This window comes from Pseudomonas sp. 01L34 (genome assembly GCF_056400265.1).
The window spans coordinates 770,873-788,059 of record NZ_JBFTSX010000002.1; the positions used below are offsets into that span (position 1 = coordinate 770,873).

At 50.7% G+C, this 17,187-nt stretch carries 16 protein-coding genes; 2 read left to right on the forward strand and 14 right to left on the reverse strand.

What is annotated here, in order from left to right:
* The first annotated feature begins 101 nt into the window (after window positions 1-101).
* Window positions 102-1,112, forward strand: a complete 1,011-nt coding sequence (locus AC1DQM_RS08145; protein WP_477745993.1) for an acyltransferase family protein — start codon at window positions 102-104, stop codon at window positions 1,110-1,112.
* A 309-nt stretch (window positions 1,113-1,421) separates the two neighbouring features.
* Entirely contained in the window at window positions 1,422-2,792 is a 1,371-nt protein-coding gene (locus tag AC1DQM_RS08150; protein ID WP_477745994.1) for a hypothetical protein, read from the forward strand.
* Between the two features lie 406 nt (window positions 2,793-3,198).
* On the opposite strand, the gene AC1DQM_RS08155 is transcribed toward AC1DQM_RS08150, so the two are convergent.
* The 14 genes from AC1DQM_RS08155 to AC1DQM_RS08220 form a co-directional block, all read right to left on the reverse strand.
* Entirely contained in the window at window positions 3,199-3,558 is a 360-nt protein-coding gene (locus AC1DQM_RS08155; RefSeq protein ID WP_457326902.1) for a VanZ family protein, read from the reverse strand.
* The gene (locus AC1DQM_RS08160) at window positions 3,555-5,645 is read right to left on the reverse strand and encodes a YjbH domain-containing protein (protein WP_457326901.1); all 2,091 of its coding nucleotides are present in this window, start codon (window positions 5,643-5,645) and stop codon (window positions 3,555-3,557) included. Before AC1DQM_RS08160 ends, AC1DQM_RS08155 begins: the two co-directional genes overlap by 4 nt.
* Window positions 5,646-5,653: 8 nt before the next feature.
* Window positions 5,654-6,421: a capsule biosynthesis GfcC family protein gene (locus tag AC1DQM_RS08165; protein WP_477745995.1), complete on the reverse strand. Its 768-nt coding sequence runs from the start codon at window positions 6,419-6,421 to the stop codon at window positions 5,654-5,656.
* Window positions 6,418-7,077, reverse strand: a complete 660-nt coding sequence (locus AC1DQM_RS08170; protein ID WP_086945318.1) for a YjbF family lipoprotein — start codon at window positions 7,075-7,077, stop codon at window positions 6,418-6,420. Before AC1DQM_RS08170 ends, AC1DQM_RS08165 begins: the two co-directional genes overlap by 4 nt.
* A 14-nt stretch (window positions 7,078-7,091) precedes the next feature.
* Complete coding sequence (locus AC1DQM_RS08175; RefSeq protein ID WP_177343076.1) at window positions 7,092-8,204, reverse strand: polysaccharide biosynthesis/export family protein; 1,113 nt, start codon at window positions 8,202-8,204, stop codon at window positions 7,092-7,094.
* A gap of 86 nt (window positions 8,205-8,290) precedes the next feature.
* Window positions 8,291-8,581 (reverse strand): hypothetical protein, encoded by a 291-nt coding sequence (locus tag AC1DQM_RS08180; protein ID WP_064616872.1) that lies wholly within the window; start codon window positions 8,579-8,581, stop codon window positions 8,291-8,293.
* A 431-nt stretch (window positions 8,582-9,012) separates the two neighbouring features.
* On the reverse strand, window positions 9,013-9,552 hold the full coding sequence (gene rfbC, locus AC1DQM_RS08185) for a dTDP-4-dehydrorhamnose 3,5-epimerase (protein ID WP_477745996.1): 540 nt from the start codon (window positions 9,550-9,552) through the stop codon (window positions 9,013-9,015).
* Window positions 9,549-10,427 carry a glucose-1-phosphate thymidylyltransferase RfbA gene (rfbA, locus tag AC1DQM_RS08190; protein WP_064616870.1) on the reverse strand — a complete coding sequence of 293 codons (879 nt, stop codon included), beginning with the start codon at window positions 10,425-10,427 and terminating at the stop codon, window positions 9,549-9,551. The genes rfbC and rfbA overlap by 4 nt, the downstream gene beginning before the upstream one ends.
* Before the next feature lie 44 nt (window positions 10,428-10,471).
* The gene (rfbB, locus tag AC1DQM_RS08195; RefSeq protein WP_064616869.1) at window positions 10,472-11,539 is read right to left on the reverse strand and encodes a dTDP-glucose 4,6-dehydratase; all 1,068 of its coding nucleotides are present in this window, start codon (window positions 11,537-11,539) and stop codon (window positions 10,472-10,474) included.
* Entirely contained in the window at window positions 11,536-12,657 is a 1,122-nt protein-coding gene (locus tag AC1DQM_RS08200; RefSeq protein ID WP_064616868.1) for a DUF1972 domain-containing protein, read from the reverse strand. The genes rfbB and AC1DQM_RS08200 overlap by 4 nt, the downstream gene beginning before the upstream one ends.
* Before the next feature lie 18 nt (window positions 12,658-12,675).
* Window positions 12,676-13,746 (reverse strand): glycoside hydrolase family 99-like domain-containing protein, encoded by a 1,071-nt coding sequence (locus tag AC1DQM_RS08205; protein ID WP_245846277.1) that lies wholly within the window; start codon window positions 13,744-13,746, stop codon window positions 12,676-12,678.
* 31 nt (window positions 13,747-13,777) lie between these two features.
* On the reverse strand, window positions 13,778-14,881 hold the full coding sequence (locus tag AC1DQM_RS08210; protein WP_477745997.1) for a glycosyltransferase family 4 protein: 1,104 nt from the start codon (window positions 14,879-14,881) through the stop codon (window positions 13,778-13,780).
* A complete protein-coding gene (locus AC1DQM_RS08215) occupies window positions 14,871-15,752 on the reverse strand; it encodes a glycosyltransferase family protein (protein WP_064616866.1) in 882 nt (293 codons plus the stop codon). Before AC1DQM_RS08215 ends, AC1DQM_RS08210 begins: the two co-directional genes overlap by 11 nt.
* A 19-nt stretch (window positions 15,753-15,771) precedes the next feature.
* Window positions 15,772-17,073 carry a lipopolysaccharide biosynthesis protein gene (locus AC1DQM_RS08220; protein ID WP_477745998.1) on the reverse strand — a complete coding sequence of 434 codons (1,302 nt, stop codon included), beginning with the start codon at window positions 17,071-17,073 and terminating at the stop codon, window positions 15,772-15,774.
* Between the last annotated feature and the right edge of the window lie 114 nt (window positions 17,074-17,187).

The following is a 17,187-nucleotide window of genomic DNA, read 5'->3' on the forward strand; positions in this document are numbered from 1 at the left end:
AAAACCCGTGAAATAATTAGCGATGGTATAAATCAACCCCCAAAATATAAAAGCCCTCCAGATACCTATTCGAGCAGAATAATTGACATGGAAAAATCAACATGCTTATAGGAATTCATTATATGCGAGGGATAGCGGCCCTCATGGTTGTTATATTTCACGCCATAAGCTTCATGGCCATTTACAAAAACTATGACTCACCGATACCTCACCACGTTCTAGCCACCGGCGTAGATATTTTTTTTGTAATCAGTGGCTACCTCATGGTTAAAACCACTCAAAAATTCAAGGACAGCAGGCTCGAATGGAAGTTATTCCTGTATAAGCGACTAACTAGAATTGCTCCTATGTACTGGCTTATCACCATCGCGATTTCGATCGCTATACTATACAAACCAAGCCTTTCAGAAAAGCAAGTAGACATCGAACTTATTGTAAAAAGCTTGCTATTCATCCCTACGCACATACCTGGCAGCGATGTGCAGTCGACCATCCTTCCAGTTGGATGGACTCTTGTCTATGAAATGTTCTTCTATATTATATTTGCAGCACTAACATCAATAAACTATAGAGCTGGACTGGTAGCGCTAATCTCATTTTTTGCTTTTCTATCTGCTTTTCACGGGATGACGGACAACTATTACTACTCCCTCTATAGCAACCCTATAATCTTAGAATTTATTTTTGGCGCAATAATAGCTAAGCTCCCAACCCCACCGCACAGAAAAGGTTTGGCTATAGCGTTCGTCGGATTTGTGGCTTTGTTTGTCGGCTCGTATATAGACGGACCAGATCTGGGCATGAGAGTAATAAGCGCCGGACTAGGGGCAGCGCTCATTATTTACGGCGCAAGCGGCTTAACAATAGGCCGACCTTTGAAAATCCCAAGCGCACTCGGTGATGCCTCCTACTCAATTTATCTCACACACATGTATATTATTAAAGCAGGTGCGAAGGCGCTCCCACCGTCGCTGCTTTCATGCACCGTACTATCACTGCTATCCGTATTGATCGGCTACGCAATCTACCGAGCAGTGGAACTCCCAATCCAGAACCTGTTCACAAACCAGAAAAAGCCAATCCGTAATATAGTCCAAAACGCAAACAGCTAAATAGAACACATCAAATGGTATATGCACCAGCTTTTTTTAAAAAAATGGCAATAGCAACCATGTTCAGACCAACCACATCCCACTCATACGACTTAAATACTGATGCAAACTATATAATTAAAGCAGTCAAATGCTCCTACCCATACTGCTTTCATGCCTTCCACTTATTCTTATACCCATATCGACAGGGTATGTGATTTACAAAATAATTGAAAAACCCATGCAACTGTTTACCAGCAAAAAAAAGCCGAAGACCGATCTCGCAATGACGACCAGGATTTAATTTACTGCAAGGAGTCACACCAAGCCATGATTCAGCTCTTAATACTTTTCCTAAGCGTTGCCACAGCCTTACTGGTATTCACAAAAAAATACAAACTAATACCCATATATATGCTCTTTGTGTTTCTATTCACCATTGACTATGCAAATTATTACCTAAAAATAGATTCCTCACTCTCCGGCTATTTGGTAAAAATGTACACGGAAATCCTTTTCGTATTCACCACACTTTATTTTATAGCGAGCTCCCTCAAGTCAAACAAAACAAACAAAATAGCATTTTACACACTACTATTCTTAGTATTAACACTTGCAATAGGTATAAATAAAAATGGCGCCCTTAGCGCAATACTAGATTGGAAAAGTTCAATCTTACCAATAGCACTACCTCTACTCCTAATTTATAGCAAGATTGTCGACTCAAATACCATAAAGAAGCTAATGGGGTTCGTCTGCCTACTAACATTGCTTAATACAACAATAGCACTCTTCCAATACTCCACATTTAACGGAGACCCACAATCCTCTTGGCGATATGACTTTCTTGTTAACGCCCGCCAAAACAACGAGACAGAAAACGAAGAGCGATTCGTAACCTACCAAATAGTTCGCAATGATAAATTACGCGCCTCGGGAATTTTTGTAAGCGCCCTGCAATATTCTTACTTAGCAGCCTTTTCAGCATTTTATATATTCTTACAAATACTATCAGTAAAGAAGAACAAATTTGTCCTCTATCTAGGGTATTCAACTCTCCTTCTTACCTTCATCCTAGGAATGTTAGCCAGTCAAGTTAGAGCGTCTTTTATAATTTTTTTAGTAGCCATTGCGACCTACTACACCTGTACCAAGAGAAGCCCTACTGGTATAACACTGCTTACAAAAAGAGCTCTCACTCTAATCCTAGTAAACTACTCGATACTATTACTGACCCTATTCATATTCGGAGCTGACTCGCTTGATGCCTCGGCTGCTGGCCGAGCACCGCAATATCTAAAAGCAATATCTGAATTCTCCATAATTGGTGCTGGGCTTGGAAAATACCGAGGGCAGTTTGATTCCGATCTCGTATATGGATCATTGACATTAGGCCTTATATTTTTATTTATACCGCTTCTATTCGTAACAATGCTCAGAAAAACATCTTCAAAGCAAGCACTTTACTCAGACGAAAATGCCTATACAGTCACACTTGCTTTCTGCATAGCCACCTCAGTAGCAACAGTCTCTTTATTTCAGCACCTTTCAGGAACAGTGTTGTACTACGTGACATGGTTGCTACTCATTGCATCAGCGACCAGAGTATCTAGTCCAATTCACAAGCCAAGCATAGCTAAAAACAAAACATATAAAATGTATCATGAAGTAAATACGATAGTAGGGAAAGCCAGAAATTGATTTTGATATTTCTAGCATTACTAATCACCAGTTTTTTCTTCCCTCCGGCTTGGTTGACTCCCGCGGAACGTGATGCCGGGAGCAAAAAAAGTCGAAAAATGAAAAACTTTCCAATTTTTGCTTTGGTGAGTTACAAAAGGCGGTTGCAGGAACTGAGTGCAGCGCAATTATTGAGTTGAAGCTGGAGCATGGCGGGATCGACGCAAGTATCCGCACCGCTGTCCGGCCCGCTAGCTGCAAGATGGAACCCTGGGGTATGAAATTGAACGGCCGGATGAGATAGGCGCCGACTACATCAAGCGGGTCGACGACGCTTGTGCCATCGGCAAAAGAGGTGTTGCTGGAGGGGTATAGAGAGGATCAACGGTACAACATGCCGACAAACTGCTTAGTGCTTCAACCCTTTTCAGCGCAGCCAGTATCTCGAAACCAGCAAACCCATCAACACGCCGATACTATTTGCCAGCATGTCGTAGGGCGAAGCCGTGCGTAACGGCATCAAACCCTGCGCGGCCTCGATGATTACGCCAGTGAGCAAACAGCCCACGGCGACCCACCGAAATTTCACATTGGGAAAGGCCAGCCGGCAGCTGCATGTAAATACCAGAAAGCCGATCCAGTGATGGAGCTTGTCCTCTTCGACGAACAGTTCCGGGATCGGCTGAGCGCGCAATCCCGCGAACAGCAGAATCGCCGTCACCATGGCAAAGGCCAGGCCCCGGAGCCAGAACGGCAATTCGATCAAGCCTTTGAGCCATGTGATCATTCGGTAATTTTCTCGAAGTTGTTGTAGAACAGGCTGCTGTCACGCCCGTCGGTCATGGTTTGCAATGAGTAGGCACGGCTCAGGCGCGCACCACCATCGCGAGTCAGTGGCGTCCAAATGATATTGGCACGACGCATGGTCGAGGTACTCAACAGCTCGTCGAACGGGATGGAAATGTAGATGCCTTTGTCAAAGCTGCCCTCGCCATATTCCGCCTTCGACGCCGTGGTCAGGGTGACCCAGCCGCCAAACTTCACGCCATTCTTGAACTCCCGTGACAAGTCGACAGTGGTGCCCCAGTCCCGTGCCAGGTAACGCCCGACGCTGACCGCTGCCAGCATGTCATTGGGCAATTCAGTATAGCTGGTGACATGACCCGTTATGGTCTGGTAATCGCGCAGGCCGAAGCCCTGATCAAAGTCCCGCTGGCGCACAAAGTTCAGATCGGCGCCCAATGACCAGCGTTTCCCCGTGGGTCGATACAGCACTTCGCTGCCGACCCCGGCATACATGGATTCCAGATAGCCGCCATAGACCATGCCATACCAGTCCCGATCCAGCTGCGCCGCGTGGTTGAATTGGAACGTCGGCATCGTCACGTCGGAGGTGGTCAGGTATTGACGCAAATCGGTGCGCACTCGCGGCAACCCGCTCGGTGCGTCGTAGGTGAACTTGTCGTAGTTGTTCAGCAGGTTGACGCTGAGCAGGCCGCTCCACCAGGTGTTGCGGGTGAAACGGTACTCCGCATCGGCATCAGCGGTGAACTGATAGAGCAAGCCATTGGGGCCGCCAATATTCTGTTTGTAGCCCAGGCCCAAGCCATAGCTGAACGGTTCCAGCGCCTGGGTATAGAGCGTGGTTTCCCGGTGTGCAGTCGCCGGGTTAACCTCGGTCGTACGGTGCAGATCCTTCAGCGGCTGGTCGTTGTTCACCACCGCGCGGAAGGTTTCTCGCGGCACGCTGGTTTCTTCGATAGACATGTCATAACGCTGATTCACCAGGGTGAACCAGTCGATGTCCTGATTGACGCTGTTATCGAGAATCCGGCTGGCCCGCCCGACAGCCTTGGCCGAATAAAAATAGCGAGACTGCTCGCCATACACCATCAACTCCGAACCGCGTTGGGTAATGCGTTTGACCTTATAGCCAGCATTTTGCTGTAACCGATTGGAGACATCGGCCCAGTTGACCTGGTCGGCCGGAGTCGACGGTGCCTGCGCCGGCAGCGGCTCGGCGGGAGGGTCATAGGTCTTCACCGGTGCCTTGCGGCTGACAAAGTTGGTGTGCAGGGTGATGCCGAACATCGCCGTATTGCCACGCTCCCAACCGGCGCTCAGGTCGACGCTGTCGGCCAGCTTGTAGACCACGCCGACGTTGATCGGCAGGTCTTGCTTGAGCGGGTTGTCCAGTGGCTCGTTCTTGTAATCGTTGCCCTCGTACTCGATCTTCAGTCTCAGTGGTTCCCAGGGCGTTTGATAGGCAATCCCGCCAAACAACGAAGGGCGGCCCCTGAAGTACGCGTTGGTGTTCACGTCCCCTGCCCTGGCCACAGCCGCCGTGCTCTGTGGCCGGTCGTTGAATTGGCTGCCCAATACCGACAGCGGGTTACTGAAATCCCCACGATTACCCAGATAACCCCAGGCAATGCCGAGGCTGAAATCCAGGTCGCCATAACGCTTGTTGGCGACGAAATACTCGCTGGAAAACAGCCCGGTACCACCGATATCCCGGGCGCCGATAGCGACCTGCGGGGCCCAGTGAGTTTCTTCCCAAAGCCGCGCTTTCAAGTCGATGGCCTTGTCTTTGAAGCTCTGGCCGTCGCTAAAGTCCTCGGGGCCGTAATTACGGTTGGTGATCGCGGTGTAACGAAACGAGCCCTCCAGCCAATCGAGTGGCTGCAAGGAAAAACTGTAGCGCGAATAAGGGTCGGTACGACTGGCCGTGACGCTCAACTCCCCCGCCGGGGCCATGCGCGCAGTGGGGGTCTGTAACAGACCGACGCCACCAAAATCACTCTGGGTGTAGCGCGGTTCACCGTGAGCCAATCCGCAGGGCAGGAGCAATGCAGCAGCAAAACGTAACTTCAACGGGCACTTCAAGGGGCCACCTCAGCCAGCGGTTGAGTGGCGAGAAACTCGGCCAGTTGTTGATTGAGCTCAGGGGTCGGCGTCTCGAGATCGTCGCTCCTGATCGGCACCAGGATCTTGCTGCCGGGCGCCACAACGATGCCGTCCTCACGATTCCACGCCGCCACGCCCAGGCGCCGCACCTGGCCGTCAGGCTGGATCAGCCACAAATAATCACCCTCGGCGTCGCCAAGAATGGCGCAGTCACGGGCATAGGCACGCACTTCCTGCAGGGCTCGGTAAGGCACCTGACAAGGCTGCGCGACCGCCCCGAAAACTTCCACGGTGGACGGCCGCTGGGGGTAAATCAGATGGTCGCCATCATCCAGCAACGCGTTGCGGGCGAACCCCGTTTCCACAGCGATCGGATCGAGCACCGCGACCTGACGTCCGGTGACCGGCAGTTGCGCGACCTGCTCATATAGGCGCGCGCTCAACTCTGCTCGCGTGCCTTTGCCATCGAGCAAGGCCCCCCGTTGCAGCAGTTTCAGATCGAACAGGACACCCGCCTTCAAGCGCGTCTGCTTGTCCACTAATGAACGGTGCAGCCACGCCGCGCCCAGCCAGTAACTTTCGGCATTGGGTTGGGCGTTACGAATGACATCCAGCAAGCGCGCACCGGGCTTGATTTCGAATTGACCAGGGCTGCGCACGTCACCGCTGACCGTGACGGCCGCCTGGCCCACGCCCGGGCCGATCAACAGCAGACCAAGCAAGAAAAGGTTTGAACACTTCACCGGGCAGCTCCCCGATCACGGCGCACCTGCACGATTTTCAGAAACAGTTGCGGCGTCAAATGCTGCTCGCTGCGCAGGATGAAACCGTCCTGGGGGTCGACCCAGTAGCGGTTGGTGGCGCGGAAATTCAGGGTGGGTGCATCCACCTGCTCGTCAATGCGCAGCAAGGCGTAATCCTTGTCCAGAATGCTGATGGTCTCGATGCCATGGGGACTGAAACGGCTGTTGACCGCGATACCGATGCGGTTGCCGTTATAGATGTCGATCCAGCGCGTGCTGGTATAGCCGTCGGGCAAATGCTGAAGGCCGCGTTTGAAGGGCGACTCTTCATTGAAGCGAGTGCCATCCAGGGAAACGCCCAGCCCGACAGTGCGCACCACCAGGCCGTCGCGCATCAGCAGCACTTGCTTGCCGGAAGCGACCCAGAACTGCAGGTCGCCCCGCCGACGAGCCATGGCCATCACGCCCTCACTGGAGGGGGTGGTGACCATGATCTGCGGATATGGCACAGCGTCGACCTGAGCACGGGTCAAATTGATGGAGGCAGGCCCCGCGACAGATGTTTCAAGGGTGTCCCAGGAGGCCTTCATCAACGGGTTACACCCGCACAGCAAGAGCGCCATCGTCAGACTGGCGCAGGTAGGCAAAGTTTTCACGGCGGGATTGAGCCTTATCTGCTGTTGGCTTCGCTGAGATCGTTAAGTGAGCTGGCACCGGTCCCCAGGACAGAGGCCGTAGGCAGAAGCTGGCTGATCAGACGGTTCCAGCGCGTCACGCCGGCCGGGCCGACATAGACGATGTCTTGCGGTTGCAAGTCGAAACGGGTGGCCAGTACCAGGGCCGAAGGGGATTCTGCGTCGAGCTGGAACACCTTGGCCGGTTCGGTTTCCAGGTGGTCGGCGCCGCGAATCACGTACACCGCATTGCCGTTGGAGGTGGTCTGGTTCAAGCCCCCCACTGTGCCCAGCGCATCGGTCAGGTTGATCGACTTGCCTTTGAAGCTCAGTGCGCGAGGCAAATTGACCTCACCCATGACATAGATCCGCTTTTGGTCGTTATAGGGCAGGTACAGCCGGTCGCCGCCCTTGAGGTAAACGCCTTGCAACTGTGAGTCCTGGCGATTGAGGGTGTCCAGATCGAGCTTGTATTCGCGCCCGTCCCGAGTCAGCGTCAGGCCTGACAGGTCTGCGTTCGAGGGGTCCACACCGGCCGCGCCAACGGCCTCCACCACGCTCAACGGTGTGGTAGTGATCGGCTGTTGGCCAGCCTTGAGCACCGCACCGGAAATCACCACGGTCTGGCTGGCGAAGCGCAATACGCTGACGTCGACCTGGGGGCTTTCGACAAATTGCGACAAGCGCTCGGCAATAAAGGCCCGCAACTCTTCGATGGTTTTACCGGCCGCCGGGATATTACCGATGTAGGGATAAAACAACGTGCCGTCCGGACGCACCAGACGCCCGTTGGCATCGAGTTGCTGTTGCGGTCCCGAAGGCGCCGTCAACTCGGGGTGATCCCAGACCGTGATAAACAACAGGTCGTTGGCACCCACGCGATAACCGCCTGGAACGTAGGACAACAACGCTGGGGGAACGGATTCGCGAACTTGCGTGGCCGCATCCATGGCAATCAATTTAGGCGTGATGGGAATAAGCTCCACCCGGCTACTTTCCGGAGAGCCGTCACTGACCATTTGACTGGTGTCCATATGTTGACCAGGCGAAAACATACAGCCGTGCAAGCTGATACTTGCCAGCATAACAACAGATAATCTACGGATCATAAGGGCACTACGCTAGTCGAGGGCAAATCTAAAACAAGATCACCCAGAAAGTTCTGAGTGATCTTGAACAACATACTTCGCGGGGTTTAGTTGGTACCCGTCGTACCACTAGTACCGGTTGTGCCACCCGTTCCAGAGGTACCGCCATTGGAACTGCCTCCAGAGTTTGAAGCGGCCGCCGCAGCGCCGACAATGGCCGCGCCGATCACCACGGTTTCTGCGACCGTCACTCCCCCAACCAGCGGGGTACTCAAGGACAATGGCTCGCTCACCTCTTCGCTCACTGCTTCGCTCGCCGTTTTGCTCGCCGGCTCATCCGCCGCCAACGCTGCAGTGCTCATGACAGCCAGCAAGCCGGCCGTAAGTAGTTTCTTCATATCAGACTCCTTCTCGACATCAACTCTGCATTAGATTTGAGACTAAGGGACCGGGAATGGAACAGCAGGTGAATGAACTGACACCCGTCAATTGAACGAGACAATTCATGCACATTGCCTCCTTTGGAGAATGTCATTTATAGGGAGTGCATGCCATACGCCAAACCTCGTCACATCATGGACAAAAGCGCTTTCACCGAGCAGGACTTATTGACGGAAAAAGGCAATTTTCCAAGATGTTTGCTACATGAGAAGGCATTTTCGGCACAAACTCCCGAGCAAAAGTCACTCCCCCTTCACGCCTATTGTTATTATTAGTCAGGATTTTCCCGGCATCCTGTCCCGCTAGGTTCTATTGTGACTGAACATTCAAGGCTAAATAACATCAGGTCATAAATAGTTAATGTTAACTATAGACCAATATTAACCCGTCATTCCCCGTTCAACACCGCGCGCAAGCGGGGGTTGCGCAAGTCTTTTTCCGAGAGTTGAGGCGATTCAATGGGCCAGGTAATGCCCAGATCCGGGTCATTCCAGAGCAGTCCACCCTCATCCTCGGGGAAATACAGATCGGTGCATTTGTATTGAAAATCAGCGGTATCGCTGAGCACGCAGAAGCCGTGGGCATAACCCGGCGGCACCCATAGCTGCAGATGGTTGTCGGCGGACAACTTGACCCCTACATGTTCACCGCAAGTGGCCGATTCGGGATTGATGTCCACCACCACGTCGTACACCGCACCTTGGGTAACCCGCACCAACTTGCCCTGGGGCCGGGTCCGCTGGAAGTGCAAACCGCGCAATACGCCATACTGCGAGCGTGAGTGATTGTCCTGGACGAAAGGCAACTCGATGCCGGCGTCGCGATAACGCTGTTCGTGATAACTCTCGAGAAAGAACCCACGGGCATCGCCAAACACCTTGGGCTCGATAATCAGTACGCCGGGCAACCGGGTGTTGATGACATTCATTTCGAAGGCTCCGTCGTCAGTACGCGTGCCAGGTATTGTCCGTAACCGGTTTTGTGTAACGCGGTGGCTTGTTTATCCAGTTCCGCAGCCGACAACCAACCCTGGTGATAGGCCACCTCTTCAAGGCAGGCCACCTTCAAGCCCTGCCGCGCTTCGATGGTCTGGACGAAATGCCCGGCCTCCATCAACGAATCATGGGTGCCGGTGTCCAGCCAGGCAAAACCACGCCCCAGCACACTGACGTGCAGATCCCCGCGTTGTAGATAAGCATTGTTCACGTCGGTGATTTCAAGCTCACCGCGCACCGAAGGCTTGACTTGCTTGGCGATGCTCACCACGTCTTTGTCGTAGAAATACAAACCGGTGACAGCATGGTCGGACTTCGGATGTGCAGGCTTCTCTTCGATCGAGATCGCCTTGCCGCTCTCGTCGAACTCGACAACGCCAAAACGATCCGGGTCGCTGACTCGATATCCAAAAACAGTGGCACCGGTCTGTCGTTGTGACGCTTCGCGCAACAAGGCGCTGAAGCCATAACCGTAGAAAATGTTGTCGCCCAGAATCAGCGCCACATTGCTGTCGCCGATGAACTCCTCGCCGATCAGAAAGGCTTGCGCCAGGCCATCAGGAGAAGGCTGTTCTGCATAACTGAGTTCAATGCCGAAAGAAGAACCATCACCCAGCAAGTTCTGGAAGTTGGGCAAGTCCTGGGGCGTGGAAATAATCAATATCTCGCGAATGCCCGCCAGCATTAATACCGACAGCGGATAATAAATCATCGGTTTGTCGTAGACCGGCAGCAGCTGTTTGGACACACCACGGGTAATGGGATGCAAGCGGGTGCCGGAGCCTCCCGCCAGAATGATACCTTTCATAGGGGATTCCCTTCGAAGTTAAATAGAGGCAGGTTTTGAATGTTTCAGCCAACGTGGCCAAGACGCTCGGACCGGTATTGGCCGTTGAGTATCCGTTGCCACCAATCTTGATTATCCAGATACCACTGAACCGTTTTGCGTATACCGCTTTCAAAGGTTTCCTGTGGTCGCCAACCAAGTTCACGCTCAATCTTGCCTGCATCGATGGCGTAACGACGATCATGCCCAGGGCGGTCGGTGACGAAGGTGATCAACTCCTTGTAAGAGCCCTGCCCTTCATCGCGGGGGCGCAACTCATCGAGCAGCTCACAGATGGTTTCCACCACTTGCAGGTTGCGCTTCTCGTTGTGTCCGCCGATGTTGTAGGTTTCGCCCACGATACCGCGCGACACCACTTCGACCAGCGCTCGAGCATGGTCTTCAACAAACAACCAGTCGCGGATCTGCGAGCCATCGCCATACACCGGCAACGGCTTGCCGTGGATGGCATTGAGAATCACATGAGGGATCAACTTCTCGGGGAAGTGGAAAGGCCCGTAGTTGTTCGAGCAGTTGGTGACCAGCACCGGCAGGCCATACGTGCGGTGCCAGGCGCGCACCAGATGGTCGGAGCCGGCCTTGGACGCCGAGTACGGCGAGCTCGGCTCGTAGGGCGTAGTCTCGGTGAACAGATCGTCGGTGCCTTCCAGGTCGCCATAAACTTCATCGGTGGAGATATGGTGGAAGCGAAAGCCCTGTTTCTGCTCCGCCGCCAGCCCTGACCAGTAGCGGCGGCTGGCCTCCAGCATGCTGTAGGTGCCGACGATGTTGGTCTGGATGAAATCCGATGGGCTGTCGATGGAACGGTCCACATGGGACTCGGCCGCCAGGTGCATTACCGCATCGGGCTGGAAACGCGCGAACAGCTCGTGCAGCGCCGCTGTGTCGCAGATATCCACCTGCTGGAATTCATACCGGGGGCTACCCGCCACCGACGCCAGGGACTCGGTATTGCCGGCGTAGGTGAGCTTGTCGATATTGAGCACGCTCACATCGGTGTTGTCGATCAGATGGCGAACGACGGCGGAGCCGATAAAACCAGCACCGCCGGTGACGATAATACGTTGGGTCACTTGCTGTACTCCTTGGGATACCACTGGATCAGTAATTTTTCGTACTGGGAAAGGATGTTTTCCCAAGTGAATTTTTCGTTGAAGCGGCGGGTGCTTTCAGCCTTCATCGCCGCGATCAAATGGCTGTGGTCATCGCGCAGGTACTTCTCGAACAACTTGGCGCAGTCGTGCTCGTCATCGAAGTACACCGCCGCATCACCGGCGACCCAACGGTTGAAATGGTTGTTATGGGCAATCACCGAGCAGCCGGCGCCCAATGCCTCCACCAGCGAAGGGTTGGTGCCCCCGACTTGATGGCCGTGGATGTAAAAGCGGCTGAAAAACCGCAGCGCCCGAACCACCGCCGCCTCATAGATGGCGCCGGGGAAGATCACTTCCTTGCCGGCCGCGTCCATCACCCGCTTGTGGTACTCGTTCTTCTCTGGGGTGAAGTTGCCCAGCACCACCAACTTATGGTTACGGCGCTTGCTGCTGAAAGCCTTGACGACCTGCAGAAAGGAGTTCTCCGGCTCCGGCCGGGCGATAACCACCGAGAAACCATGGGGCTCCAGGCCATAATCAGCCAGGGCGGTCGGGTCTGCTTCGTTCACCCGGTCCCCGCCATAAGGGATCATGGTGATCTTCGAATCCTTGACCCGGGTGGCCAGGTGATCCTTGATTTTCGGGTGGTCGGCCACCAGGTGGTTGCCGATCCAGCAACCTGCTCGCTCGTTCAACCAGAACCAGGTCTTCGCCACCAACCCCCACTTCTCCCGTCGCCATTCAATGCCATCCATATTGATGACATTGGTCTGGCCCTTGACCCGCTGCAGAATATTGAACGCCGCCGTGTTATAGCCGAGGGTCAGAAACAATCCCTTCTGGCCCAGCGCATGGACGGTAGCCTTCCAGTCGAAAAACACCGTGCCCGCCACGCCGGTGTTGGCGATCGGGATATGAATGCGATGAACCCCCTTCCATTCACTGGTCGATATACCGCCGGAACCGTCTTCCTGGCAGTAGACAGTGACTTTCCAGCCCTGCTTGACCAAGTAGAGGGAGAGCTTTTCGGCGAAGGTTTCAAAACCGCCGTGTTTGGCGGGAACGCCGCGGATGCCGAGGATATAGAGGTTTTTCATAGAGGCTTTTTGGTTCTTTCAATGTGAGGGGTTTTCAGAGCTATCTGAAGTTTTGAAAGTGTTTTTAATCTGTTCTAAATATTGAAATTTATATTTTTTGGTTGGCTCAATATATGAACCCTCGCCGTATTCATTCCAACAACATATGACAACGGTGCTTAGTGTCTTCTTGGGCTCTGAGGTAATAAGCGATTTTGCTGACTCCAAGTGCAATCTAAATTGCTCTGGTGTGCTGCTCGAATTATCATGATTGGGGGATTCGCTTCCACCCCATGGAGTTTTGTCCCAGCCCGAAGTGACGGGAATTAAATAGGGCAACTTGCTAGTACTTAAAGCCGAATTCCAAGCTTGTTCGTATCCATCTGAAAGTTCTTTGTAACTTGCGGACGGGCGCCTTTCGCTCAATTTCTCGGCTGCATTAAGTTGATAATTATAAGCGGACAATGCGTCGTAATTCTGAAGCGGCAAAATCTCTTGAGAAAATCTGTCACCAGCCTTTATTGATCCAACAAAATATATTCCAGGCAATCCTTCCTGGATCGCTCGATCCCGTGCCCTTTCCAATAGTTCATTGGCATTACTGCCAAAGTTTCTGGCGTCCCTTTCAAGTAATTCAGATGAAAATATAAAAACGACGGGTTTACCATCTATTTTTTTATAGCCAGGCGCTCTGAAATAATGATCTATCCAGTACTGCACTATATCATCGAATTGCTTAAGGCTCGAGGGTGTCCCGGTATGGTTGGCCCAGAGAAGGGTAAACTTGATATCATGTGTATCTTTTAGTCTGGAGAAAGAGTCTATAGCGTGCGTCCGATTAACACCGTGAATATTGTCCCAGTACCAATCATAGATAACGAAATTTATTCCATACTGATGCATCCAGTCGATCTGTATTTTTGTGTTTTCTGCAGATCCTTCTTTATACCACCCCAGTAGAGGCTCTCTATCCTTAAATGGCTTTATCTTCTGCCAGGGGTCATTCGGCTGATCCCAACCCGGGTAGTAGTAAACGCCTATATCAAATGAAGGGCTCGCACTTGCAGTTAGATGAAACAAGGAAAGCATGAGTAGCATGATAAGTTTCATGGTATTCCCGATAGTATGGATTGCTCTGCTTTTAATTTGTGTTTTCCAGCATTGAGTTTATGTGCTCTTTATAGCTTTTTATTGAGAATTTTTTGTAATAAGTATCAAGCGCGCACTTACTCAGTTTTTCGTACAGAGGACTGCCCGGCGAAGGAAGTCCTAGCAGGACATCCTCAAGGCTGCTTTGATTGGCAGGAATGAAAAGGAAACCATCTTTTTCATGGTTAACGATCTCTACCAAACCACCATGGCCCGCAGCTATCACTGGTTTTCCGACAGAGTACGCTTCTATCGCTACTCGACCGAACGGCTCCGGCTTCGTAGAGGGGACAACAACATAGCTTGCCCATTGAAAGTGCTCGGTTGGGTCCGAGCAAAAAGGGAAAAATTCGACGTTGTCGGAGATCCCATATGATTTTACTTTTTCGATTAAATCCTTTTCCAGATATTCGTACCCCTCAAAAGGGCTACCCACTATCCTTATGCGAAAGTCATTTCTTGCGTTATTGGCCAATTTTCCAATGACATCAATGAAAAAGTCTTGCCCTTTCCAGGTGTTTATCCTGCCGATCAGAAGTAGATTCTTACAGTCTCTTTCAGTACACAGCGATGGGACGTTGTAAAGGGGGGCTACACCATTATAAATTACTGTTCCCGGAAGATTAAAAGCGGATTTCGTAGCCTCGGAATTGAATATTAGTTTTGCACCTGAGAACCGTAGGAGTAAACGGAAGATCCCAATGAGTTTTTTGTCGGGAATTTCTCTGATATGGCAAAAGAAACTTTTCTTGGAAAATCTATAAAATCCGGCAGCGACCAGCGCGGACAACATAACGGTCGTATTTATGTATATTGCATTAAACGCCTTATATTTTTTTGCATAATACAAGGTCGCCTTGATGAGCTCCATGCTATAGCTGAATGGTTTTTTTAGCTTCTGCTTTCTCAGTATTCCATAGGGGTAATACTCTATTTCGGCCCCCATGCTATTAACTAGCGGAGAGAGGTCCCCAAGAAAAGGCAGAATGCAGTAAATTCTCTTTTTTACGGAGATCGACTCAATTGCCGTAAGGAAACTTCGATCTGAACCGTACAGCTCGGAGCTTTGATGAAGGCAAAGTATTTCATCTCGCATATGATTTCCTTGGGCTCAGCACGTGTAGTGCAAGTAACATCAGGGATAAATACCTGATATTTCTTTCTTTAAGGCATGTATTCAGGCTAAACAACAGCACATATAATGATATTTTAAATTTATGATATTTTACGTAATCGAAAACCAATGGCCTCGACAGTATGAGGTTTCGGAATCGCTGAACCTTTTTGGCATAAGCTTGTCCGCCCTCTCTGAGTGCCGAGCTATGGGGAATTGATGTCTTGAGAATAAATATTTCGTTATAGCAGTTCGCGTAGTCGATGAAAAATCGTGTATCAACCCCATAGAAACTCAAGCGCTCATCAAACTTTAGGCCCCGCGACAGCGCTTCTTTAGATATGACAGTCCCGCTCATCATTGCCACTATATTTTTAGATGGGACGGGACCTGTCGCCAAACTCTGTAAGTTCAATGCTCTGCCACGAACCCCCTTTATGGTTCCAGGTGATATAAGGCTGTGATTGAACAAAATTTGAGGCACCGCCACTGGCACACGGCTCCTGAAAAACAAATCCAAACTTGATATATAATCATTAGTTATGCTGGAGTCGTCATCCAAAACTATAAAATAGTCCGAGCCTGCACTATTGGAGATCAGAGTGTTGTATACCTTCGAAAGGTGCTCGTTTTTTCCACTGTGGTGATACGTTATTTGGCCAGGCAATGTTGGGATTGATGCCTCTCCGAATCCCTGCTCAGAATTATCCCAAATTGAAAACTTTGGGATAATTCCTGCCGACTGAAAATCCAGGGTAGCTAGCGATTTGAGCGTAGTGGTTAAACTAGGGTTGGTAGAGTAAACCACAACAAGGAAGTTAACTTGTACAAGCTGGCTCTGTGTGAGTGTCATGACAAACCTGAAGGTTTAGCTACGATTGAGTTGAACTAATGACATTTGTCGATGTGCGCCGATTAAGGTCTAGTGTTGCTAGAGGGAATAAGATTACATTAACGCATGCAATGGTACTCCCGATGGCAACTGCTGCACCCAACGTGCCCCAGCCCCCTAAAAGCCAATAAGTCACGAACGGAGATAGTGCGACAGTCAGATACAGCGCCACGTTAAGATGGTAAATATTTGAAGCGTTCTGGTAATAATATCCGCACACTGATGTAGAGCAATTTACAAAAAAGCCTAACAATACGATGTAGCATGCGACGTGGAAGCTTTCCGGTATTTGTTCACTAAACCTGACTAACGCCAGCAGCGAAACCAAATAAATGCAGGAGAAGGAAGTCAACTTCTTTGTATTGGACCAAAATATTTTTTTTATGGCTCGATAGTCTGATCGACTGGCAAGCTCTGAAAATCGAGGCGCAGATATAGAATTTATTGATACCGATATGAAGGTTGAAAGCATTGCCAGTCTTTGGAGTATGTTGAAGACGGAAGCAAATGAAGCTCCTAAAAGCAAGGAGGCCAACAGATATGGCAACCAACCTACTAGCTGCGTTCCTATTGTTGCGGATGCATACTTCAATTGTGAAGCTAGAATTTTATTGAGTGGCTTTTTAGATAGCGCAGATATCGGAGCCCACGTCATATTTGCTTTTCTTGCAAACACAACAGATATAATCAGGTAAATTAAAATGGAGGCGTAGAAGGAGGCTACAATGGTTGTGTCGGGAGCTAACGATAGAAAATCAAGGTGGGTTGCGAGCTTAATCGCCAGATAAAAAGCCAAAAAAGCCCAGGGCTGAATGACATTTATACCCAGGATTTGGGTGACGGTCTTATGCCTGGCTTGATATATAAAAAAAACAGTATTAGCGGCGGAAAATACAGGAATCAGTATAAAAATAAGAAGTATTGACGAGTGATTACTACTAGCGCTTGATAGGCTACTCCAGTGCTGGACATAGAAATCTCCAAGGAAATATGTAATAGGGCTCAGTATTGACCCCATCAGAAGGCTAACTACTACTGATTGATTGAAGCAGTCCTGTACTGCCTCGCTTGACTGCTTATAATAATTTCTTACCAGGTGGATGTCCGATCCGAAGCGCGCTATAACTGCGGAAATCTGAAATATAGTATAAGCAACAAGAAACAAGCCCGCCAAATCACTGCTTTCTATTTTCAGAATAACAATATTTGCAAGCAGCACGGCTACGGCGCCGATAATTCGAACGCATAGCAAGTGAAGTGATTTCGATTTCAGTATGTTCATTGTGGTCTTGGTAGCCAATTGTTTAAGCAGTTGACTTCAATAGCTTGATCGCTTTTGTGTCTGACCAAGTTGGCTGAGACAACCAGCAAGATCCAGGTCATATAGCAGCATATG

What these genes read in the sequence shown, in the direction of transcription:
- AC1DQM_RS08145 (WP_477745993.1), top strand. Translation starts at nt 102, where the DNA reads ATGCTTATAGGAATTCATTATATGCGAGGGATAGCGGCCCTCATGGTT.
- AC1DQM_RS08150 (WP_477745994.1), top strand. Translation starts at nt 1,422, where the DNA reads ATGATTCAGCTCTTAATACTTTTCCTAAGCGTTGCCACAGCCTTACTG.
- AC1DQM_RS08155 (WP_457326902.1), bottom strand. Translation starts at nt 3,558, where the DNA reads ATGATCACATGGCTCAAAGGCTTGATCGAATTGCCGTTCTGGCTCCGG.
- AC1DQM_RS08175 (WP_177343076.1), bottom strand. Translation starts at nt 8,204, where the DNA reads ATGATCCGTAGATTATCTGTTGTTATGCTGGCAAGTATCAGCTTGCAC.
- AC1DQM_RS08180 (WP_064616872.1), bottom strand. Translation starts at nt 8,581, where the DNA reads ATGAAGAAACTACTTACGGCCGGCTTGCTGGCTGTCATGAGCACTGCA.
- rfbC (WP_477745996.1), bottom strand. Translation starts at nt 9,552, where the DNA reads ATGAATGTCATCAACACCCGGTTGCCCGGCGTACTGATTATCGAGCCC.
- rfbA (WP_064616870.1), bottom strand. Translation starts at nt 10,427, where the DNA reads ATGAAAGGTATCATTCTGGCGGGAGGCTCCGGCACCCGCTTGCATCCC.
- AC1DQM_RS08200 (WP_064616868.1), bottom strand. Translation starts at nt 12,657, where the DNA reads ATGAAAAACCTCTATATCCTCGGCATCCGCGGCGTTCCCGCCAAACAC.
- AC1DQM_RS08205 (WP_245846277.1), bottom strand. Translation starts at nt 13,746, where the DNA reads ATGAAACTTATCATGCTACTCATGCTTTCCTTGTTTCATCTAACTGCA.
- AC1DQM_RS08210 (WP_477745997.1), bottom strand. Translation starts at nt 14,881, where the DNA reads ATGCGAGATGAAATACTTTGCCTTCATCAAAGCTCCGAGCTGTACGGT.
- AC1DQM_RS08215 (WP_064616866.1), bottom strand. Translation starts at nt 15,752, where the DNA reads ATGACACTCACACAGAGCCAGCTTGTACAAGTTAACTTCCTTGTTGTG.
- AC1DQM_RS08220 (WP_477745998.1), bottom strand. Translation starts at nt 17,073, where the DNA reads ATGAACATACTGAAATCGAAATCACTTCACTTGCTATGCGTTCGAATT.